The 20,390-nt window shown below is 66.4% G+C and carries 18 protein-coding genes; 15 read left to right on the forward strand and 3 right to left on the reverse strand.

The window, feature by feature from the left end:
* Positions 1-74 precede the first annotated feature (74 nt).
* Positions 75-1,079 carry a Bug family tripartite tricarboxylate transporter substrate binding protein gene (locus CTP10_RS30250; protein ID WP_116318405.1) on the forward strand — a complete coding sequence of 335 codons (1,005 nt, stop codon included), beginning with the start codon at positions 75-77 and terminating at the stop codon, positions 1,077-1,079.
* 29 nt (positions 1,080-1,108) lie between these two features.
* Positions 1,109-2,494 (forward strand): MmgE/PrpD family protein, encoded by a 1,386-nt coding sequence (locus CTP10_RS30255; protein ID WP_116318406.1) that lies wholly within the window; start codon positions 1,109-1,111, stop codon positions 2,492-2,494.
* 7 nt (positions 2,495-2,501) lie between these two features.
* Here the strand turns inward: CTP10_RS30255 and CTP10_RS30260 are convergent, their stop codons facing one another.
* A complete protein-coding gene (locus CTP10_RS30260; RefSeq protein ID WP_116318407.1) occupies positions 2,502-3,386 on the reverse strand; it encodes a LysR substrate-binding domain-containing protein in 885 nt (294 codons plus the stop codon).
* A gap of 222 nt (positions 3,387-3,608) precedes the next feature.
* Here CTP10_RS30260 and CTP10_RS30265 point away from each other — a divergent pair, with 222 nt between their 5' ends.
* The 10 genes from CTP10_RS30265 (at position 3,609) to CTP10_RS30310 (ending at position 14,583) form a co-directional block, all read left to right on the forward strand.
* Positions 3,609-4,163 (forward strand): carboxymuconolactone decarboxylase family protein, encoded by a 555-nt coding sequence (locus tag CTP10_RS30265; RefSeq protein ID WP_116318608.1) that lies wholly within the window; start codon positions 3,609-3,611, stop codon positions 4,161-4,163.
* A gap of 42 nt (positions 4,164-4,205) precedes the next feature.
* Entirely contained in the window at positions 4,206-5,006 is an 801-nt protein-coding gene (locus CTP10_RS30270; RefSeq protein WP_116318408.1) for an SDR family NAD(P)-dependent oxidoreductase, read from the forward strand.
* 45 nt (positions 5,007-5,051) lie between these two features.
* Positions 5,052-6,044, forward strand: a complete 993-nt coding sequence (locus CTP10_RS30275; protein WP_116318409.1) for a Bug family tripartite tricarboxylate transporter substrate binding protein — start codon at positions 5,052-5,054, stop codon at positions 6,042-6,044.
* A complete protein-coding gene (locus tag CTP10_RS30280; protein WP_116318410.1) occupies positions 6,044-6,883 on the forward strand; it encodes an amidohydrolase family protein in 840 nt (279 codons plus the stop codon). Before CTP10_RS30275 ends, CTP10_RS30280 begins: the two co-directional genes overlap by 1 nt.
* 29 nt (positions 6,884-6,912) lie before the next feature.
* Positions 6,913-7,872: an SMP-30/gluconolactonase/LRE family protein gene (locus CTP10_RS30285; protein WP_116318411.1), complete on the forward strand. Its 960-nt coding sequence runs from the start codon at positions 6,913-6,915 to the stop codon at positions 7,870-7,872.
* A 33-nt stretch (positions 7,873-7,905) separates the two neighbouring features.
* A complete protein-coding gene (locus CTP10_RS30290; RefSeq protein ID WP_233528011.1) occupies positions 7,906-8,865 on the forward strand; it encodes a Bug family tripartite tricarboxylate transporter substrate binding protein in 960 nt (319 codons plus the stop codon).
* A gap of 296 nt (positions 8,866-9,161) precedes the next feature.
* Complete coding sequence (locus CTP10_RS30295) at positions 9,162-10,157, forward strand: tripartite tricarboxylate transporter substrate binding protein (protein WP_116318412.1); 996 nt, start codon at positions 9,162-9,164, stop codon at positions 10,155-10,157.
* Positions 10,158-10,215: 58 nt separating this feature from the next.
* Complete coding sequence (locus CTP10_RS30300) at positions 10,216-11,010, forward strand: enoyl-CoA hydratase/isomerase family protein (protein ID WP_116318413.1); 795 nt, start codon at positions 10,216-10,218, stop codon at positions 11,008-11,010.
* Between the two features lie 4 nt (positions 11,011-11,014).
* On the forward strand, positions 11,015-13,117 hold the full coding sequence (locus CTP10_RS30305; RefSeq protein WP_116318414.1) for an acetate--CoA ligase family protein: 2,103 nt from the start codon (positions 11,015-11,017) through the stop codon (positions 13,115-13,117).
* A 128-nt stretch (positions 13,118-13,245) separates the two neighbouring features.
* Entirely contained in the window at positions 13,246-14,583 is a 1,338-nt protein-coding gene (locus tag CTP10_RS30310; RefSeq protein ID WP_116318415.1) for an MmgE/PrpD family protein, read from the forward strand.
* Positions 14,584-14,763: 180 nt separating this feature from the next.
* On the opposite strand, the gene CTP10_RS30315 is transcribed toward CTP10_RS30310, so the two are convergent.
* Both CTP10_RS30315 and CTP10_RS30320 read right to left on the reverse strand, forming a co-directional pair.
* On the reverse strand, positions 14,764-15,930 hold the full coding sequence (locus CTP10_RS30315) for a porin (RefSeq protein ID WP_116318416.1): 1,167 nt from the start codon (positions 15,928-15,930) through the stop codon (positions 14,764-14,766).
* A 428-nt stretch (positions 15,931-16,358) separates the two neighbouring features.
* Complete coding sequence (locus CTP10_RS30320; RefSeq protein WP_116318417.1) at positions 16,359-17,054, reverse strand: TetR/AcrR family transcriptional regulator; 696 nt, start codon at positions 17,052-17,054, stop codon at positions 16,359-16,361.
* 136 nt (positions 17,055-17,190) lie between these two features.
* Here CTP10_RS30320 and CTP10_RS30325 point away from each other — a divergent pair, with 136 nt between their 5' ends.
* The 3 genes from CTP10_RS30325 to CTP10_RS30335 all read left to right on the forward strand — a co-directional run bounded on the left by CTP10_RS30325 (position 17,191) and on the right by CTP10_RS30335 (position 20,374).
* Positions 17,191-18,423: an acyl-CoA dehydrogenase family protein gene (locus CTP10_RS30325; protein WP_116318610.1), complete on the forward strand. Its 1,233-nt coding sequence runs from the start codon at positions 17,191-17,193 to the stop codon at positions 18,421-18,423.
* An 18-nt stretch (positions 18,424-18,441) separates the two neighbouring features.
* Positions 18,442-18,966 carry a flavin reductase family protein gene (locus CTP10_RS30330; RefSeq protein WP_116318418.1) on the forward strand — a complete coding sequence of 175 codons (525 nt, stop codon included), beginning with the start codon at positions 18,442-18,444 and terminating at the stop codon, positions 18,964-18,966.
* Positions 18,967-19,051: 85 nt separating this feature from the next.
* The gene (locus CTP10_RS30335; protein WP_116318419.1) at positions 19,052-20,374 is read left to right on the forward strand and encodes an MFS transporter; all 1,323 of its coding nucleotides are present in this window, start codon (positions 19,052-19,054) and stop codon (positions 20,372-20,374) included.
* The last annotated feature ends 16 nt before the right edge of the window (positions 20,375-20,390 follow it).

Below are 20,390 nucleotides of genomic sequence, written 5' to 3' on the forward strand. Positions count from 1 at the left end.
CTGCATAGCGCGGCACCATGCGGACAGAAGGGTCCGGAAGCCTTGGAAACCGCGCAAAAACCAAGGAGACATCCATGAACAGGACAGGCAGAACAGGGCGGCGTGCGGCGCTGGGTGTGATCGGCGCGATGGCGATGATGTCCATGATGGTCGGATCGCAGCCGGTGGCGTTCGCGAGTGAGGCGTATCCCAATCGCCCGATCAAGATGATCATCCCTTACACGCCGGGCGGCTCGATCGATACAGTCGGGCGCCTGGTGGCTGCACAGCTGCAGCGTCAGCTTGGGCAAGCAATCGTCATCGAGAACCGACCGGGCGCGTCGGGCATGATCGGGTCCGAAGCAGTGGCGAAGGCATCGGCTGACGGCTATACGCTGCTCTTCAATGCCTCCAGCCAGGTCTACCTGCCGCTGGTCGCGAAGAACGCCCCTTACGACGCCATCAGGGATTTCACCCCGATTGCACAGGTGGGGCACGTGCCGCTGATCGTCGTCGCCAACACCAGCCTCCCCACCAGCTCGCTGCGCGACCTGGTCAAGCTGGCGAAAGCCAAGCCGCGGACCTACACCTGGGCCACCTCCGGGTTAGGCACCACCAGCCACCTGGCCGAGGAGATGATCCGCCACGCGTTCAAGCTGGAGATGGATATCGTGTCCTACAAGGGCGCCGTGCCGCAGTTGAACGACGTGATGGGCGGGCACGTGTCGGCGGCGGTGTCGCCGATGCCAGGCGCGTATCCGTTCGTCAAGGCGGGGCGGCTGAAGGTGCTGGCGGTCACCAGCAGCAAGCGTATCCCTCAGCTTCCCGGCGTGCCGACCGTTGCCGAGAGCGGCCTGCCGGGGTTTGAGCTGTTGTCGTGGTATGGGCTCTGGGGTCCAGCCAACCTGCCTGCGGACATCACCCGCAAGCTGTCGCAGGAGGTCAACAAGGCCGTGCGAGAAGCCAGCCTGAAGACGCGCTTCGAGGAGCTGGCCTTTGAAACCGTGCAGTCCACGCCTGAGCAGTTCAAGGTGGTGATCAAGGATGAGATCGACAAGGTCGCGGGCATCGTCAAGGCAGCCAGCATCCGTATCGATTGAGCGAAGGACAGGGAAGGGGACAAGCAAGCATGCATCAGCAAACGCAATCGATCGCCATCACCCGGGAGCTCGCCGGATGGATCGCCGGCATCCGCAATGCCGACCTGCCGGACGGTGTGCGGCAGGCGGTCGGCGGACTCTCCCTGGATACCTTCGGCGCCGGCCTGACCGGGCATGACGAGCCCTGGTCGCACGCCATCCGTGGCTGGGCGGAAGATGGCTACCTCGCTCCTCGCGGTGGCGGCGCACGCGCATGGGGCCGGTCGGGCCGGTCGTACCGGGCCGCCGATGCCGCGCTGGTCAATGGCGCCGCTGCACACGCCTACGAGCTGGACGACTTCCACAATGCAAAGGTCCACTTGGGCGCGGTCGTATTGCCGGCGGTCTTCGCGTTGGCGGAGACGCTAGAGGTGCCGCCCGAGCGGGTCGAGACCGCTATTGCCGTCGGCTACGAAACCATGATCCGCTGCTCGCTGGCGTTGCAACCGGCGCTGGCCAGGATGAAGGGATGGCATATGACCGCCGTGTGCGCGCCGCTGGGCGCTGCAGCGGCATCGGCGGTGATGCTGGGGCTCGACGCCGGGCGCACCGCATGGGCGCTGGGCCTTGCCGGCACCCAGTCAGGCGGGCTGTTTGCATTCGCTTGCGACGGCACGGATTCCAAGCGCTTCCATCCGGGGCGCGGCGCGCAGGCCGGCGTGATGGCTGCCGAACTGGCGGCGCGTGGCCTGAGCGGCCCGATGCAGTTGTTCGAGACCGGCGACGGCGGCTGGCTCAAGGCGTTCTCGGAGTCGCCCAAACCGGAAAGGCTGCTGGAAGGGCTGGGCAGCGACTGGCACATGCCCCGGACCAACTTCAAGCCCTATGCTTGCTGCGGCAGTGCCCATGCGCATGTCGATTGTGCGCTGCGGCTGCGTGCCAACTGGGCGGGGCAGGGACCGATTCGCGTCGGCATGCCGACTGTTGTCGATGTGCAATGCGGTTACCGCTACGCGCCGGGCAGTGTGCTGAACGCGCAGATGAGCGCCCGCTACGCGCTGGCGGTTGCGCTGCTGGATGGCGAGGTACTGCCGGCGCAGTTCGGGCAGGCCCGCTTGGCGGACCCGCAGATCGTCGCGCTGGCCAACGCGATCGAGATCGTACGCGACAGCGAACTCGACACGCTATATCCGGCCAGCTTCTGTGGCTGGGTGGAACTGATGTCAAAGAACGGCGAGCCGCTGCGTGCGTACCAGGCCAACCCGTCGGGCTCCGCGGAGAATCCGGCGCGCATGGCAGCCATCCGGGACAAGTTCCGCGCCTTGACGGCGGACGTCCTTGCGCCCGCGCAGGCGGAAATGCTGATCGACGCATTTGGCAAGCTGGCGACGACGCCGGTGCGGCACATCCTGGCCGCCGCCGAATCCGTCGCCTGAAGCCGGGCTACGCCTGCGGCACGCCGAGGGAACGCAGCGCGCGCTGCAGCACCGGCGAGCTGTTGTCGGGATTCCATATCGCGGAGTATTCGGCGATGGCGGGCTCGCCGGTAAGGTCGAGCAAGGCCACGCCGGGCAGCGAAGCCTTGGCGAGCGTGGCCGGTACCAGCGCGATGCCGCGGCCCAACCCCACCAGGCTGACCACTGACAGCAGGTGCTTGGCGTAATGCCGGATATGCGGGCTGAAGCCGGCCTGAACGCAGGTGGAGGTCACCAGGTCGAAGTACGCCGGCGCGCTGTCGCGCGGGATCGTGACAAAGGGCATCTCGGCCAGCCGCACCAGGTCGATGCGCTTGCGTTTGGCGAACGGGTGCGATGCCGGCAAAGCCACCACCAGCCGCTCCTTGTGGATGACATGGGCGCGAAGCTCGCCCGGGGGCGTGCCGATCTGCGCGAACCCCAGGTCGATGCGGTCGCGCTGCAGCGCATCGACCTGCTCGGCGGTGCTGGTCTCCTCCCAGGTGATATCGATCTCGCCGATGTCGTGCTCGAACTTTTGCACGATGCGCTCGATGTTCATGTACAGCACTGCCGCGACAAAGCCGATCCGCAGATGGCCGGTCTCGCCGTGCTCGGCCTTGCGCACCGCCTCCACGGTGGCGTCGAGCTGGTTGAGCATGCGGCGCGCTTCGCGCACCAGCGCCGAGCCGGCAGGCGTCAGCCGCACCGTGCGGCGGTTGCGATCGAAGAGCAGCACGCCGAGGTCTTCTTCGAGCTGCTGGATGTGCTTGGTCAGCGGCGGCTGCGAGATCAGCAGGCGCTGGGCGGCGCGGCCGAAGTGAAGCTCCTCGGCGAGCACGAGGAAGAGGCGGAGGGTACGGAGTTCGAGCATGGCGCGTGGACTGCGGAAGGCTGAGGACGAAGTCGACTTATTCTAGAACGGAATTAGTCTCTTCCTAAAACTGTATTGGACGCTATCGTCGTCGGCGACCAGAATAGCTTCCATCAAACCAACAACGAAGCGGAGACAGCCAGGCCGATCCTGTGCGGCCGGCGCCCCATCAGCGCCCCGGCCTGCGTTCCGTTTCCAACCGTCGACACGGAGCGCAAGCGAATGGAACGCCTCAAGCCACTGAAACCCGAAGAACTGACGCCCGAGCAGATGGAAGTTTACGCAGCGATTGCCGCCGGGCCGCGCGGGCAGGTTCGCGGGCCGCTTGCGATGTGGCTGCACCGCCCAGGCCTGGCCAACCGTGCGCAGGCGCTGGGCCAGTACTGCCGCTATGACTCATCGCTGTCGCCGCGGCTGTCGGAGCTGGCCATCCTGCTGATGGCCCGCACCTGGATGTCGGAATTCGAATGGTGGGCCCACAAGCCCATTGCGCTGAAGGCAGGTGTGGCCGAAGACGTGGTCGAGGCGATCCGCACCGGGCGTAAGCCGGCCTTCGTCAAGGAGGATGAGCGCGTGATCCATGAGTTCCTGACCGAGCTGCATGCCACGCGCAATGTGTCGGACGAACTGTACCAGCGCGCGATGGCGGTGCTGGGCAAGGACCAGGTGGTGGACCTGGTTGGCCTGGCGGGCTACTACACGCTGATCTCGATGACCATCAACGTCTTTGGTGTCGTGCCCCCGGAAGGAAGCGCGCCGGAGCTGGTGCGCGCCTGATTTCCGTTCAAACCGTTACCCCGAAACACAAAAGGATTCCGTATGTCTGGCCGTCTCGAAGGAAAGGTTGTCATCGTTACCGGCGCGGGTTGCGTCGGCCCCGGTTGGGGCAATGGCCGCGCCGTTGCGGTGCGCTTCGCACAGGAGGGCGCCAAGATTTTTGCCGTCGACAAAAGTGCTGATGCGATGCGTGAAACGCTGGAGCGGCTGGACGCCGCGGGCGCAGAGTTTGACTCGCATCTGTGCGACGTGACCGACACCGCGGCGGTCAAGGCCATGGTCGATGCCTGCGTGGCGCGCTTCGGGCGCGTGGATGTGCTGGTCAACAACGTCGGCGGCTCGGCCAAGGGTGGCCCGGTGCAGCTTAGCGAAGAAGACTGGGACCGCCAGCTCAACTTCAATCTGAAGAGTGTCTTCCTGACCTGCAAGCACGTGCTGCCGCACATGGAGCAACAGGGCGGTGGCGCCATCGTCAATACCGCGTCGACCTCAGGCATCCGCTGGACCGGTTCGGCCCAGGTCGGCTACGCCTCGGCCAAGGCGGCGATCATCCAGCTCTCGCGCGTCGTCGCGGTCGAGTACGCCAGGAAGAACATTCGCGTCAACACGGTGATCCCCGGCCAGATGCATACGCCGATGGTGGAGGCGCGCCTTGCCGGGCAACGCGCGGGCGGTGATGTCGACGCACTGCTGGCCCAGCGCCAGGCACGTATTCCGCTCGGGTTCATGGGAGATGGCCGCGATACCGCCAATGCGGCGCTGTTCCTGGCATCCGACGAAGCGCGCTTCGTCACCGGCACGGAGATCGTGGTCGACGGTGGCATGAGCGTACGCTGCGACTGAGCAGCATCAAGCGCGGAATTAGCAGGCAGAGCTTTGGAGTTGCAAATGAAATCTTCCCTTGGCATCGGGCGCCGCCAGGCGTTGGGCCTTATCGCCGGCGTCATGCTCGGCACGCTGGCATCCGGCGCGCACGCCGCGACGTTCCCGGACAAGCCGATTCGCCTGGTGGTGGCGTTCTCGGCGGGCGGACCGACCGACATCCTCGCCCGTGTGATCGCACGCGATATGAGCACGCGGCTGGGCCAGCAGATCATCGTCGACAACCGTCCCGGTGCCGGCGGCAATATTGCCGCGGAGTTTGTGGCGAAATCGCCGGCGGATGGCTACACCCTTCTGTACAACAGCTCGTCGATTGCGATTTCGCCGGCGCTCTTCAACAACACCAAACTCAATCCGGACCAGATCTTCGCGCCCGTCGGCTACGCTGCTACCGTGCCGCTGGTGCTGATCGTCAACGCCGACTCGCCGGTGAAGGCACCGGCCGACTTCATCAAGCTGCTGAAGGCCAAACCGGGGCAGCTCAACTTCGGCTCGTCCGGCAACGGCACCATCGATCACTTGACCAGCGTGGTGTTTGCCGACAAGACCAAGACCAGGTTCAACCACGTCCCCTACAAAGGCAATGCAGCGGCACTGCCGGACCTGCTCGCCGGACGCATCGACTTCATGATGTCGGGGAGCCTGAACGCGGTGCTGCCGTTTATCAAGGAAGGCAAGCTGCGCGCGGTTGCGGCCACTACTGTCAAGCGGGTTTCGGTGCTGCCGGACGTGCCGACGCTGGCTGAGTCTGTGCTGCCGGGGTTTGATTCCGGCACCTGGCAAGGCATTGTGGCGCCAAAGGGCACGCCCACGCCGGTGGTCGAACGGCTCAACCGCGAGTTGAACGCCACGCTCAAGGCGCCTGAGGTGATCAAGGCGCTGCATGCGCAAGGCGCGGAGCCTACCGGCGGCACACCTGCCCAGTACCGTGACCTGATCCACGGCGAGTACGCCCGCTGGACCAAGGTGGTGAAAGACACCGGCGCGACGGCGAACTGATGGCAGCCAGCGACGAAGCCAATATGCCCGCCTCGGCAGCAGTGTGGGACTGCCACACGCATATCTACGGACCCTATGACCGGCACCCGCTGCCCGACGGTGCAGTGTATGCGCCGCAGGCGGCACCGTTCGATGTCCTGCGCGCAATGCACCGGTCGCTTGGCATTGCGCACGGCGTGATCGTGCAGGCGGCCTGCTATGGCAGTGACCATGGCGCGCTGCTGGCTGCGCTCGATGCGGGCGATGGCGCGTATCGCGGCATCGCCGTGATTGCGCCGGACATGGACGAGACGCTGTTGGCGCAGATGGCGGAACGGGGCGTCAAGGGCGTACGCATCGGCCTGATGAGTCATCTCGGCAATGCCTTCGATTCGGGTCGCGTGCGCGCGACGGTCGAGCGCATCCGCCCGTATGGCTGGCATGCCCTGGTCCATGGCACGCCGGGGGATGTGGTCCGGGCGGTCGAAGCCGTGGGCCATCTCGGCACCCAGCTCGTCATCGACCATATGGCGCGCGTTGCGGTCTCCGAGGCCGCGCTGGCGCGCCAGCTCGACAACGTCTGTGCGTTGCTGCGCAATGAATCGGTGTGGATCAAGGTCTCAGGCGTCGACCGCATCACCGCGGGTGACCTCGACGCACCGCAGGCACGCATCGTACTGGAGCACCTGTTGGCGGTGGCGCCCACCCGTGCGATCTGGGGCACAGACTGGCCGCATCCAAACCTGTCCTATCCCGTGCCGGACGACCGTGCGTTGCTGGGGTGGCTGCAAGCTGCGGCCGGCAATGACTCACTGCTGCGCGCCGTGTTGTCGGAGAACCCGTCCCGTCTCTACGGATAACCCTCTTTCCGGAGCCTCCAGGCTCAACGATGACCATGCACTCTCTTCTTGCACCGGCCGAGCCGGTGCGCTACCCGGATGCGCGCGTCCAGGCACTGAGCCCGCGCTTCGAGAAGTACCACCTGCCCCTTGCCGCGATCGACCGCATTGCCGTCGGCTGCCGCTGGAGCGAAGGCCCGGTCTGGTTCGGTGATGGCCGCTACCTGCTGTGGAGCGATGTCCCGAACGACCGGATCCTGCGCTGGGATGAGGAGACCGGCAACACCAGCGTGTTCCGTAGCCCGTCAAACCATGCCAACGGCAACACCCGCGACCGGCAGGGGCGGCTGGTGACCTGCGAACATGTCGGCCGGCGCGTCACGCGCACCGAGTATGACGGCAGCATCACCGTGCTCGCGGACCGTTATGACGGCAAGCCGCTGAATTCCCCCAATGACGTGGTGGTGAAGTCGGACGGCTCGATCTGGTTCACCGATCCGCCGTTCGGTATCGCCGGCTACTACCAGGGCGAGAAGGCGACTTCGGAACTGCCGGAGCGCATTTACCGCATCGATCCGGTCAGCGGCCGCCTTGACATCGTCGCCGATGATGTCAGCGGGCCCAATGGCCTGGCATTCTCGCCTGACGAGGAAGTGCTGTATGTGATCGAGTCGCGCACCCGGCCGCGCCGCATCCGCGCTTTCCAGGTCAGCGAAGGCGGCCAGGCGCTGGGCGACAGCCGGGTACTGATTGACGCCGGGCCCGGCACCCCTGATGGCTTTCGCGTCGATATTGACGGAAACCTGTGGTGCGGCTGGGGCATGGGCACGCCCGAACTCGACGGCGTGCGCATCTTTGCCCCGGATGGCGAACCTATCGGGCATATCAGCCTGCCAGAGCGCTGCGCCAACCTGTGCTTCGGCGGACGCCATCGCAACCGGCTGTTCATGGCGTCCTGTACGTCGATCTATACGCTTTATGTCAATACGCAAGGCGCGGCCGGCGGCTGACCGCAAGCACCCACAGAAGCGAGGCATTGCAACATGAGAAGGACTTTCCTGAAGGGTTCGCTGGCCGCGGTGCTGGCGATGTCATTGGGCCAGGCGGCCATGGCCGGCGACGTGGTGCGGATGGTGGTGGCATTCCCCGCGGGCGGGCCGGCGGACGCGCTGGCGCGCGCGATTTCCAGGCAACTGGAGACGGAACTCAAGCGCACGGTCATCATCGACAACCGGCCCGGGGCCAACGGCGCCATCGCCGTCAGCGCGGTCACCAAGGGACCGGCGGATGGCTCGGTGTTCTTCCTGAGCAGTGCCGGGGCCATTGTCATCAACCCGTCCTTGTACAAGAACCTGTCGTACCACCCGAAGCGAGACCTGATGCCGGTTTCGCTGGTGGTCACCACGCCGCAGGTTCTTGTGGTGCCGCTGCAGTCGAAGATCGGCTCGGCGAAGGACCTGGTGGCGCAGAGCCGGGCAGGCCGCCCGGTTTCGCTGGCGTCATCCGGCATCGGCAGCATGCCGCACATGGCGATCGAGTTGTTCAAGGCCTCGACCTCGGCGGAGTTTCTCCATGTGGCGTACAAGGGCGCGGCGCCAGCCATCACCGATACGATCGGCGGGCAGGTGGATGCGTTCTTCGGCGATGCCTCCGGCCTGGTGCCCTTCATCGAGGGCAAGAAACTGAAGCCTGTCGCCGTGACCACGGCCAAACGCCTGCCATACCTGCCGGACGTGCCGACGCTGGATGAAAGCGGCATCAAGGGCGTCCATGCGGAGAACTGGTACGGCATGATGGTGCCCGCCGGCACGCCGCAAAAGGTTGTGCAGACGTTGAATGAGGCCATCCGCAAGACGTTGGAGAGCAAGGACGTCAAGGCCAGTCTGGCAAAGATGGGCCTGACGCCGGCACCGTCGACTGCTGCGGAATTTGCCGGTCGGATTCGTGCGGACGGGGCCAAGTGGTCCAAGTTGATTGCGGAGCGGAACGTCAAGCCTGAGTAATGTTGTTGCCGGATCCCGGTCCGGTTCGGGGGGCGGGTGCGACGTCGGTTTGCAGTCCCGAATTCCCCGGGCTGGCGATCTGGGACTGGTTGGGGGAATAGGGTTGGCCCTGCAGGGTTTGTGCGCTCTGCAGGGCTTTTTTTTTGCTGACGGTGTGCCGGCACTAAATTCCACGCAGTGGAATTGGGAGGATGTGGAATCGCCCGCCTGGACTTAAGCTGTTTCTAACAAAGAAACGCGCCCGGTGCATGCAGTCTGATGATCGCGGCGTTCCGACTTATTCCAGGAGACAAAGCATGCGTCCGTTCTGTACCGGCTTCTTCCGCCGGCTTGCCAAGGCAGCCATCCCGTTCCTCATGGCCGCGGCAGCGCCTTTGCCCGCGTTCGCGGCCTTCCCAGACAAGCCGATCCGCATGGTGGTGCCGTTCGCCCCCGGCGGCGGCACTGACCTGGTCGCACGTGCGATGGGCATCACCATGGGCGCGGACCTGGGCCAGCCCGTCATCGTCGACAACAAGCCGGGTGGCAGCACCATCATCGGCACCGATGCGGTGGCCAAGAGCGCGCCCGACGGCTACACGCTGGTGATGGCCACGATGGCCCACGCGGTCAACCCGAGCCTGCACAAGAAGCTGCCGTTCGATACGGAGAAGGCGTTCGCGCCGGTCATGCTGGTGGGCCGCTCCCCCAACGTGCTGGTGGTGAAGCCGGACAGCCCCATCAAGACCGTGCAGGACCTGATCGCGGCCGCCAAGGCCAAGCCAGGCAAGCTCAACTACGCCTCGCAAGGCGCAGGCACTTCGGCACACCTGGCCGGCGAGCTGTTCAAGAGTATGGCCAGGGTCGACATGAACCACGTTCCTTATCGCGGTGCCGGGCCGGCGATCACGGACCTGCTCGGCGGGCAGGTCGATGTGATGTTCGCCACCGCAGCCGCAGTCGCACCGCACCTGGAGAGCGGCAAGCTTCGGGCGGTGGCGGTCACGACCGCGCAGCGCTCGCAGGCGCCCGCGTTGAGCAAGGTGCCGACGATCGCGGAAAGCGGTGTGCCCAATTACGTGGCGGATAGCTGGTATGGCCTGTTCGTGCCGGCCGGCACGCCATCGGCGGTGATCACGCGGCTGAACGCCGCGGCGAAGAAGGCCGTGCACACCGACGCGTTCCGCAAGCGCGCCGAGCAGGAAGGGCTTGCCATCAGTGGCGGCACGCCAGACGAGTTTGGCCGCTACGTCAAGGCCGAGAGCGAACGCTGGAGCAAGGTCATCAAGGACGCCAACATCACGGCCGACTGAGCGCGGCACTCGTGGAGAACCGCTCGCACTGATCGCAAACAAGGAACCGGACAGGACCATGGACAACTATTCCCTGATTGAACTGAAGATTGAAACTGGCATCGCGCTGCTCGCCTTTAACCGCCCCGACAAGCGCAATGCCATGAGCGACGACATGCGCTCGGAATTCATCGACGCGCTGGAGCGTGTGGCGGCGGACAAGGCGATCCGCGCTCTGGTGCTCACCGGCAACGGCAAGGGCTTCTGCGCCGGCGGCGACGTGGCCGGCATGCAGCGCCGCATGGAAGCGCCGCAGGGTGAGGTGGGGTTCAACGGCTGGAGCCGTCAGCAGCGGGTCCATCACACCGTCAAGCTGCTCCACACCATGCCCAAGCCCACCATCGCCGCGGTCAACGGTGCCGCAGCCGGGCTGGGTGCCGATACCGCGCTGTGCTGCGATTTCGTGCTGGCCTCCGAATCGGCGTCGTTTTCGTGGTCCTATATCAACCGGGGCCTGATCCCGGACGGTGGCGGCATGTATTTCCTGCCGCGCCGCGTGGGGCTGTCGGCGGCAAAGGAACTGGTCTTCACGGGCCGCAAGGTCGGGGCACAGGAGGCCAAGGCCCTCGGAATCGCCGACCGTCTGAGCAAGCCCGAAGCGCTGATCGCCGATGCGCTGACCTGGGCGTCGGAACTGAGCCAGGGCTCGGCCACCGCGATCGCGCTGGGCAAGAGCATCATGAACCAGTCCTTCGAACTGCCCGCCGACCAGGTCTTTGCCCAGGGCAGCCAGGCGCAGGGCATCTGCTACACCAGCACCGAGCATCGCGAGTCCGTGCTGGCTTTTCTGAACAAGACCGCAGCCAAGGCCTGACACCATGAATGCTATCCAACGACTCGTCTCGCCGCGCAGCGTTGCCGTGATCGGCGCTTCCGCTGATCCCTCCAAGACCGCCGGCCGTCCGGTTTCCTACCTGCGCAAGCATGGATTCAGCGGGGCGATCTATCCGGTCAATCCCAAGGTCGAGTCGATCGACGGGCTGCGTTGCTATCCTGACATTGCCTCGCTGCCCGAAGTGCCGGATGTCGGCATCGTGCTCCTGGGCGCCGAGCGTGCGCACCTGGCGGTGCGCGACCTGGCGGCGCGCGGCGCGGGAGCGGCAATCGTGCTGGCAAGCGGCTATACGGAGACCGGCGCCGAGGGCGCGCGGCGTCAGGCCGAACTGATCGAGGCCGCCGGCAGCATGCGCCTGCTGGGGCCCAATACCATCGGCCTGGTCAACCTGACTGACAACATACCGCTGTCGGCGAGCGGCGCGCTGGAAATGGACCAGTTCCCGGCCGGCAGCATCGGCGTGGTGTCGCAAAGCGGCGGCATCCTCGGCGCCTTGCTGTCGCGCGCCGCGGCGCGCGGCATCGGCCTGTCCAAGCTGGTTTCTACCAGCAATGAAGTCGACCTGGACCTGGCCGACTTTATCGATTACCTGGCCGATGACGAGGCCACTCGCGTGATCGCGCTGTATGTCGAGAGCGTGCGCAACCCGGAAACGTTCCGCCGTGCGGCGCTGAAGGCGGCGCGCGCTGGCAAGCCGGTGGTGGCGTTCAAGATCGGGCGCTCCGAGAGCGGCGCGCGCGCCGCGGTGTCGCACACGGGTGCGCTGGCCGGTGCGGATCGCATGTATGACGCGCTGTTCGAACAGGTCGGCGTGATTCGCGCGCAGACGTTCTCGGACCTGCTCGACATGCCCGCCGCCCTGGCTACCGGGCGCAAACTGACCGGCAATCGCGTGGCGATCCTGACCTCGACCGGCGGCGCAGGCACGCTGGTCTCGGACAGCCTGGGCGTGGCCGGCTTCGAGACGCCGGCGCCGGACGAGGCGACCGCGGCGAAACTGCGCGCGCTGCAGAAGGGCGACCACGCGGCGCTCGACCGCAATCCGATCGACGTGACACTGGCCGGGCTGCAGCCTGACCTGCTCCGCGCCGCGATCCGCATCCTGCTCGAAAGCCCGAGCTATGACGCGGTCGCAGTGATCGTGGGCTCGTCCAGCCTGGCTATGCCGGACCTGATGGCCAATGCCATTCGCGACTGCCTCCCCGACAGCGACAAGCCGGTGATTGCGTATGTAAGCCCGCATGCGCTGGAAGTCGCATCGCTGCTCAATCGTCGGGGCGTGCCGGCGTTTTCCGCGCCGGAGGCATGCACGGTGGCGATCGACGCGATGCTGCGTGCGGGCAATCTCAGCGCGGTCGACGAAACGGGCACCCCCACGCTGCCGTTGCCGGATCTCGCCGCCTATGGCACCGGCTCGATCGACGAAGCCGCGGCCAAGACCCTGTTCGCCGGTTTCGGCATACCGGTTGCCAAGGAGGCTGTGGTTGCAGATGGCGACGAGGCGGTGGCGGCCGCGCAGGCCTTCAGTGGCAATGTCGTGCTGAAGATCCTGTCGGCCGAGATCACCCACAAGAGCGATGTCGGTGGCGTGGCAGTCAATGTCCCGCCTGCGGAGGTGGCAAGCCGGCTGGCAAGAATGGCAAGCGACGTGCAGTCGGCCACGGGTATCGCGCCACAACGCTTCCTGGTGCAGGAAATGGTCAAGGGGGGCGTCGAAGTGATCCTCGGCATGCACCGCGACGCGCTCGGCACCGGGATCCTGCTCGGCATGGGCGGCGTGACCGCGGAACTGTTCGGCGATACCACGCTGCGGCTGCTGCCTGGCGAGTGCGGATTGACCCGGGAGGCTGCGCTGGAAATGATCGGGCGCCTGAAAACGGCCCCGCTGCTGCAGGGCTACCGGGGCCGGCCGAAGGCGGATGTTGAGGCGCTGGCCGAAGCGATCGTCGCCTTCTCGCGCATGGTTGCCACGCTTGGAGAGCGGCTGGTCGAGGCGGAGATGAATCCCGTGTTCGTCCTGCCCGAAGGGCAGGGCGTGGTGGCCGCCGATGGCGTGGCGGTGCTGGCCGGCAACGACAGGCTCTGACGAGACCCTGGCATGTGCAACGAACGCGACGGTTCGTTGATGACTTCGGTCGATGGGTGCGAGGTCATCTGGCGAACCTGCAGCACTCCCCCCGACACGCCGGCGCAGGCCGGCTGAGGAGACCTATCTTGAACGCAACCGAGGCCTTTGGGCCGTTCTTCAGCACCATCAAGGCAGGGCCGCTGCCCGCCGAGGTGCTGCATCATGCGAAGCGCGCGTTGGTCGACTGGCATGCGGCGCTGTTCCCGGGCATCGGCACCGATGCGGTCCGGCGCCTGCAGGGCGTGCTGGAAGAAGAGCTTGGGCGCGGCAACGCCACGCTGCCAATGGGGCAGCGGGCCACGGCGCGCACGGCGGCGCTGCTCAATGGCGCTGCCGCCCACGCTGCCGAGATCGACGACAGCTTCCGTGATGCAATGTACCACCCCGGTGCCGCCACCATCGCCGCCGCCATCGCTGCCGCACAGGACGTGGGCGCCAGCGGCGAGACGCTGCTCAAGGGCATCGTCGTCGGCTATGAGGTGTCGACGCGCATCGGCGTCGTGCTGGGCCGGGCCCACTATCGCTTCTGGCACAGCACCGCCACCGTCGGCACCTTTGGAGCGGCGGCCGCCGCGGCGTTCATCTATGGCGCGAACGAGGATCACCTTGCCCACGCGCTGGCGACCGCGGCGACTTTCGCCGCCGGACTGCAGCAGGCGTTCCGCATGGACTCGATGTCCAAGCCGCTGCACGCGGGCCGCGCTGCGGAGGGCGGATTGCTCGCCGCCCGCGCTGCTATCGCCGGCATCACCGGCTCGCTCGATGTGCTCGACGGTGAGACCGGCATGGGCCGCGCGATGTCGGACGGCCCTGACTGGAACGGGCTGGCATTGACGCTTGGGAAAGACTTCCATATTTGCCGGCTGACCTACAAGAACCACATTGGCTGCGGCCATACCTTTGCGGCAATCGACGGCGCGCTGGCGCTGAAAGCGAAGCTGGGCATCGAAGCCGCCCAAATCCGTCGCATCCGCGTCGCCACTTATCGTCCGGCGCTGGATATCGCCTGCTATCTCGATCCCAGGAGCGAGAACGAAGCCAAGTTCAGCCTCAAGTTCATCGTGGCCGCCGCCCTGGTGCACGGCAGCGTACGCTTGTCAGCCTACGCGCCGGAACGGCTGTGGGATAGCGAGACACGCCGGCTGATGGCCTGCATGACTGTCGAGGTCGACCCCGAAATCGATGGCTGGTTTCCTGGCAAGCGCGCGGCAAGGGTTGAGATCGAAACCCTGGACGGTGCCACGGCAGACTACCTGCAGCCGAATCGCAAGGGCGATCCGGAGGACCCGCTGTCCGACGCCGACCTAGACGGCAAGCTGACCGAACTGGCATCGCCGGTGTTAGGCGCCGATGGTGCCCGCCGGCTGGCGCAGAAGATCTGGCACGTCGAGACGGAGCCGGTGGTCAGCCTGTTTGCTGAGTAACGGCGCCCCGGCACCGGGGAGACCAAGATCATGCTTGGCATTTTTGCCACAGGCTGACTTCCCGCATCCTGGTCCCTGGGTTGCCGCGCCGCAGCCCATCGCACGCAGCTGTGCCGGTGTCGCCAGCTTCCCGGGCAGCCCACGCCGGGTGCTGGCCGGCCTTGCATCTTCGCGCGACGATCAGAAGACATGGCGAATCCCCACCACGGCGCCGAACATCGAGTCCTTACCATTGCCCAGCACCAGGCTGTTGCCCAGCGCGAGCGTGTTGGCGTAGGTCGTCAGGCCAGAGTCCATCATCAGCCCGGCGTTCTTCGAGTAGGCGGTCGACAGGTAGAGTTCGGTCCGCTTCGAAAGCGTGTAGCTGGCCAGCAGCGTCAGCTGCCACGGGTTTGGCAGGTTGGTGTTGGCAAAGACGCTGCGAAGGTTGTCATACGTGTATTCGAGCGTGACCGAGAACGCGGGCCGGAACTGATAGATCACGCCGATCCAGTAGTAGTCGTCGCGCTGGATGTCGCCGCCCGCCGGCCCCTTGCTCTGTCCCCAGCGGTAGCCGCCCATCACGCTGACGGAGTCCGTCGAGAAACTGCCTCCCACCGCGGCTTTCCTGAACGTGCCGCTGCTCGTGCCGATGGTGGGATTCACCTGGTCATACGCCGCCACGAGACCCAGCGCGCCGCCGTTGTAGGCGACGGCCGCACCGTATGCGCTGTCGCGTCGCGCACTGCCCGGCACCTCGCCATTGCCACCTACCGCGAAGCCGGTGCCGACAACCTGCGGCAACGCCATGCCGGTGCCGAACGAGTAGTGGGCGAGTGTGGTGACGGCGCCGAAGTGCCCCGTGTACTTGACCATGTTGTCTTCGCGAAATGCCGCACCGGACTGCAGCGCGGCCGGTTCGTAGCCACCGTAGCGGGTGGGCGAAAAATTCGCCAGCGCTTCGAACATCGACGTGTACTGCCGGCCAAACGAAAACTGCCCGACGCTGGCGCTGGTCAGGCCGACGAACGCCTGCCGGCCGAACAGGCGTCCCTGCTGCGTCGTGCCGGTGTCCAGGTTGAAGCCGTTCTCCAGCACGAACACGGAACTCCATCCTCCGCCGAGATCCTCCTTGCCGCGCAGCCCCCAGCGGGAACCGGCACGATGCCCTGATGTCACGCGCACGACGTCATGCGCGGGACCGGGGTTGAAGCCGTTGGCCGGAGTCGGGACATTGCCAAGGTGGTTCACATACTCGATGCCCATGTCGGCAACGCCGTAGAGCGTGACGCTGGATTGTGCGAAGGCGTTGCCGGCACAGGCCAGCGACAGGGTGGCCAGCACTGTGGTCGCGGTAGTCGTTCTCATGTTGTCTCCTCGTTTCTGGTTGTCTGCCTGCTTGATGCCCGCCACGCGCGGACGGAGCGCGGCAAGAGTCAACGGTGTGTGCATTCTTATGAGGCGGGAGACGGGGAACAAGCTAGGGAATGCGCAGCGTTGAGCGTGCACACTCGTCACCGTGACGATCCGTCATCGGTTTCGGCGCAGGGGTGCGAAGGGCCTGGCGCACCATCGCGCGGGCCCTGGGGGGCGGCTGGCGGTGTCACCGCGGCGCCGATGCGCCGCGTCGACGAAACGTCACGATGACACCTGTGCACGCCGAGCCGGGGACATTCCCTGACTGGCTCGCGCGTAGCGGGCTTCTGTCATGCGCAACCGGGCTTGCGCAGCCGAAGCCCAGGCCGGGCAATTGCGATATGGACGAATATCGCCGCGCGCGATAGAGAGGGCCGGCTTCAGGAACCGGCGCGCCAGGTCTGGCGCACGCTCTGCGGCAGCGCGGCCACGAGTTCGCGCGAGGTTTCGGTGGCCTTCAGCGCGCGGCGCTTCTCTACCGCGAGGCCGCGCAGTGTGATGCGGATCGCACTGTCGATGTACTGCCCGGGGTCCTTGGTCCGCCTGAGGAGGATCGTGCGGATGCCTTCGACCGTCGCGCCCATCACGGAATCAACGGCGGCCTGGAGGTTGTCGAATTCCATCACGCCGTCGAGCGCGCCGTCCCGCAGGTCTTTCATGAGGTACGTCAGCATGTCGGACTCCTGCGCCACCAGTTCTGCACGCAGCACGAAGGCTGCCCAGCGGTGGTCGGTCAGCGCGCGCGTGAGGAACAGGCGCAAGCCGGTGCTGACGCGGTTCACAGGGTCCGTCACGGCGTCGTAGATCGGCAGCATGTCCTGCGTCATCTGGTCGGTCACTTCACGGCCCACCGCGATCAGTGCCTCGTCGAGCGACGCGAAATGCTTGTAGAAGGTGCCGCGGGAGATCTCGGCTGCCTTGGCCACGTCTTCGATTGACGTGGAAATCTTCGACCGGTCCGAGTACAGATCCATGATCGCGCGCAGGATGCGGGCGCGCATGACCTCGCGCTTCTTGCGGGCGGTGACGGTGCGATGGTCTTCGCGTTCGGTCGGGACGAAGGTGAGTGGGGGCACGTTGACTGTCCTCGGATCGTTGCAGTGACGAATGTTCATGCCGAAGCGGCCGAAAACCCTATCTTGCCTGATCTGGTGCCGTTTCTACAATAACGAAAACGTCATTCTTATCACCAACCAGACCAAGGAGACCCTGATGACGCTGGCTGCCGTAACCGATATCCGATCCACCAACGCCTCCGCTGACGCATCGATCCGCGCCGACCTGCTGCGCCGTGCCGCGGCCATGGTGCCCGCGCTGCGCGCCCGCGCCGGCGAAGTTGACGCGATCGCCCGCCTGCCAGAATCGACCGTCGCCGAGCTCGACGACGCCGGCATCCTCGACATGATGGTGCCGAAAGCCGCCGGCGGGCTGCAGGCATCGCTGCGCACCTACATGGAAGTGGTCAGCGAGATTGGCCGCGGCGATGGCTCGGCCGCATGGGCATGCGCGCTGATCAACGTCTGCAACTGGATGGCTGCCGCCTGCCTGTCGAAGCCGGCGCGCGACGAGGTCTTCGCCTCGGGCGGCAAGGTGCGCACCGCCGGCGTGCTGTCGCCGCGCAAGGCCGTGGTGAAGCGGGTGCCAGGCGGCTACTTCGTCGAAGAGGGGATGTGGGGCTTCAACAGTGGTGTCTACCATGCGCAATGGGACCTGCTCGGCATTCCGCTCGTGGACGAAGGCGGCAACGTGGTGGACCAGGGCATGGCACTGATCCCCACCGCCGACATCGAGTTCCTCAACGACTGGGACACCATCGCGTTGCGCGGCAGCGGCAGCACCTCCGTCGCGGTGAAGAACCTGTTCGTGCCCGACGCGCGCGTCACGCCGCTGTCGTCGATTCTCGCGGGCGAGTACATCTCGCACTTCGGCGACGAGGATGCGCTGTACCGCATGGCCTTCATGCCGGTGGCCGCCATCATCCTCACCTTCCCGGCGCTCGGCATCGCCCGTGCGGCGCAGGAGATGTTCCTGGAGAAGTTGCCGGGCCGAGGCATCCAGTACACGTGGTACGCGAAGCAGTCGGAAGCCGCCGTCACGCACCTGCAGGCTGGCGAAGCGTCGGCGATGGTCGACGCGGCCCGCCTGATGGTGGAGCGCTGCGTCGACGAGATCGAGGCCGCCGCCGCCGCGGGCCAGATGCCGGACGCCATGACCCGTGCGCGCATCCGCCGCGACACGGGCTATGCCAGCAAGATGATGTGGGACGCCGTGGACCTGCTCGCCAGCGCTTCGGGCGGCTCGCTGGCCGGCGCCCGCAATCCGTTCAACCGTGTGTGGCGTGACGCCCGCGTGGCCAACCTGCACGGCATCGTCTGCACGGCCACCAACCTCGAACTGTACGGCCGCATGCTGTGCGGCCAGGCGCCGAACACACCGCTGGTCTGAGGCCGGGAAGGACAGATCATGACAACAAGACAAGTCGCGAATGACGCGGCGCGCTTCCGGCGCGTGATGGGCAGGTTCGCCACGGGCGTGACCGTGGTGACGTGGCTGCGTGACGGCGCCCCCGCCGGCATGACCGCGAACGCCTTCATGTCCGTCTCGCTGGAGCCGCAGCTTGTGCTGGTATCGGCGCGCAACGCCTCGCGCTTCTGTGCGTCGGTCCGCGCCGGCGACACTTTCGGCATCAACTTCCTGGGCGAGCACCAGGAGAACGTGAGCGCGCATTTCGGCGGCAAGGCGACAGAAGGACTCGGCGCAATGGCGACGCACGCTTCCGGTACGCCGTACCTGCCGGAGAGCCTGGCCCACCTGATCGTCCGCGTGGTCGATATCCATCCGGCCGGCGACCACAGGCTGTACGTGGCCGAGGTGGTGGCGCTGGAGGAGAGCGTGGCGGGCGACGACGTCAATCCGCTGCTGTTCTACAGCGGCCGGTACGGACGGCTCGCCGGCCGCCATGCGGACAACCCGGCCTGCCGCGCCTGAGCCAATGCCCGGCGCCCCCGCCGGGTGCATCCGGCAGCCACCGCAGCCACCGCAAACGAGCGGTGGCGGAAACTAGGAGACACCCATGCTTAACCGCAAGGAAGCACGCACGCTCGGCCTGGCCGCGCTCGGTGCGATGCTCGAATACTATGACTTCGTGATTTTCCTGTTCGTCGCCGCGGCGATCAGCGAGGCGTTCTTTCCGCCCGGCGTGTCGCCGTGGGTCAGCCAGATGCAGACGCTCGGCATCTTCGCCATCGGCTACCTCGTGCGGCCCATTGCCGGCATCGTGCTGGCGCACTTCGCCGACATGCTGGGCCGCAAGCGGATGTTCATCTTCCTGATGGTACTGATGGCGGTGCCGACATTCCTGATCGGCGTACTGCCAACCTACGAACAGGCGGGCATCCTTGCACCCCTGGCCCTGCTGGTGTTGCGCGCCTTGCAGGGCTGCGCGGTGGGTGGCGAGTTTCCGGGCGCGGCGGTGTTCGTGTCGGAGCACGCATCGCCGTCGCGTCTCGGTACGGCGAGCGGAACCATGCATGGCATCGTGCTGGCGGGCCTGCTGCTGGGGACCGGCGCGGCGGCGCTGTCGGCGTATATCGCCAGCGCCACCGGCATGCCGTCCCTCGCCTGGCGCTTGCCCTTCATTGTCGGCGGCCTGTTCGGGCTGACGGCTTCCTACCTGCGCCGGCAACTGGAAGAGTCACCGTTGTACGCGGGCATCCAGCAATCGCGCCAACTCGCCGAGGCCACGCCGATCCGGATCGTGCTGACGCAGCACGCCGACGCCTGCCTGTTCGGCCTCGGCCTGGGCTTCACCATGGCCATCGGCACGGTGGTCTTCTTCCAGTACATGCCGACGCTGCTCGCCACGCAGTACGGCGTGCCGCGGCAGGCGGCGCTGCAGGCGAACATGTGGGGCTCGTTTGCGCTGTGCCTGTCGATGCCGCTTTGGGGCCGCCTCAGCGACGCGCTCGGCTGGGCCCGCTCGCTCGCCATCGGGGCGGTCGCAATGCTGGTCGCGTCTGTCGGCTTCTTCCAGTGGCTGCCCGCCGTGCTGGCCGGGCAGGGCTCGCTGCCGCTGCTGTTCGCGCTGCCCGGCGTGGCGCTCGGATCGGTGGTCGCCCTAGTGCCCGGGCTGGTGTCGGCGCTGTTCCCGACCAACGTGCGGCAAAGCGGCTATGCCGTGCCCTACAACATCGGCGCCGCGCTGTTCGGCGGGCTGGCACCGCTGGCGCTGGCCTGGATGGTGCGTGCGTTCGGGCCGGAGGCGGCCATGTATCCGGTCATCGCGACAGGGCTCGTCACCGCCTGGCTCGCATTCAGGGTGCGCGACATGCGCTTCTATCTCGGCGTGGCCGAACCGCGGGCCAAGGCCGTGGCGGCTCCGCGCGAGGCGGCTTGAGGGACAAGGAGCCCTC

It is taken from the genome of Cupriavidus sp. P-10, from assembly GCF_003402535.2.
Lineage (GTDB): Bacteria > Pseudomonadota > Gammaproteobacteria > Burkholderiales > Burkholderiaceae > Cupriavidus.

Bases quoted from the DNA above. Each gene is read 5' to 3' on its own strand.
- CTP10_RS30250 (WP_116318405.1), top strand. From the start codon at position 75: ATGAACAGGACAGGCAGAACAGGGCGGCGTGCGGCGCTGGGTGTGATC.
- CTP10_RS30255 (WP_116318406.1), top strand. From the start codon at position 1,109: ATGCATCAGCAAACGCAATCGATCGCCATCACCCGGGAGCTCGCCGGA.
- CTP10_RS30260 (WP_116318407.1), bottom strand. From the start codon at position 3,386: ATGCTCGAACTCCGTACCCTCCGCCTCTTCCTCGTGCTCGCCGAGGAG.
- CTP10_RS30265 (WP_116318608.1), top strand. From the start codon at position 3,609: ATGGAACGCCTCAAGCCACTGAAACCCGAAGAACTGACGCCCGAGCAG.
- CTP10_RS30270 (WP_116318408.1), top strand. From the start codon at position 4,206: ATGTCTGGCCGTCTCGAAGGAAAGGTTGTCATCGTTACCGGCGCGGGT.
- CTP10_RS30275 (WP_116318409.1), top strand. From the start codon at position 5,052: ATGAAATCTTCCCTTGGCATCGGGCGCCGCCAGGCGTTGGGCCTTATC.
- CTP10_RS30280 (WP_116318410.1), top strand. From the start codon at position 6,044: ATGGCAGCCAGCGACGAAGCCAATATGCCCGCCTCGGCAGCAGTGTGG.
- CTP10_RS30285 (WP_116318411.1), top strand. From the start codon at position 6,913: ATGACCATGCACTCTCTTCTTGCACCGGCCGAGCCGGTGCGCTACCCG.
- CTP10_RS30290 (WP_233528011.1), top strand. From the start codon at position 7,906: ATGAGAAGGACTTTCCTGAAGGGTTCGCTGGCCGCGGTGCTGGCGATG.
- CTP10_RS30295 (WP_116318412.1), top strand. From the start codon at position 9,162: ATGCGTCCGTTCTGTACCGGCTTCTTCCGCCGGCTTGCCAAGGCAGCC.
- CTP10_RS30300 (WP_116318413.1), top strand. From the start codon at position 10,216: ATGGACAACTATTCCCTGATTGAACTGAAGATTGAAACTGGCATCGCG.
- CTP10_RS30305 (WP_116318414.1), top strand. From the start codon at position 11,015: ATGAATGCTATCCAACGACTCGTCTCGCCGCGCAGCGTTGCCGTGATC.
- CTP10_RS30315 (WP_116318416.1), bottom strand. From the start codon at position 15,930: ATGAGAACGACTACCGCGACCACAGTGCTGGCCACCCTGTCGCTGGCC.
- CTP10_RS30325 (WP_116318610.1), top strand. From the start codon at position 17,191: ATGACGCTGGCTGCCGTAACCGATATCCGATCCACCAACGCCTCCGCT.
- CTP10_RS30330 (WP_116318418.1), top strand. From the start codon at position 18,442: ATGACAACAAGACAAGTCGCGAATGACGCGGCGCGCTTCCGGCGCGTG.
- CTP10_RS30335 (WP_116318419.1), top strand. From the start codon at position 19,052: ATGCTTAACCGCAAGGAAGCACGCACGCTCGGCCTGGCCGCGCTCGGT.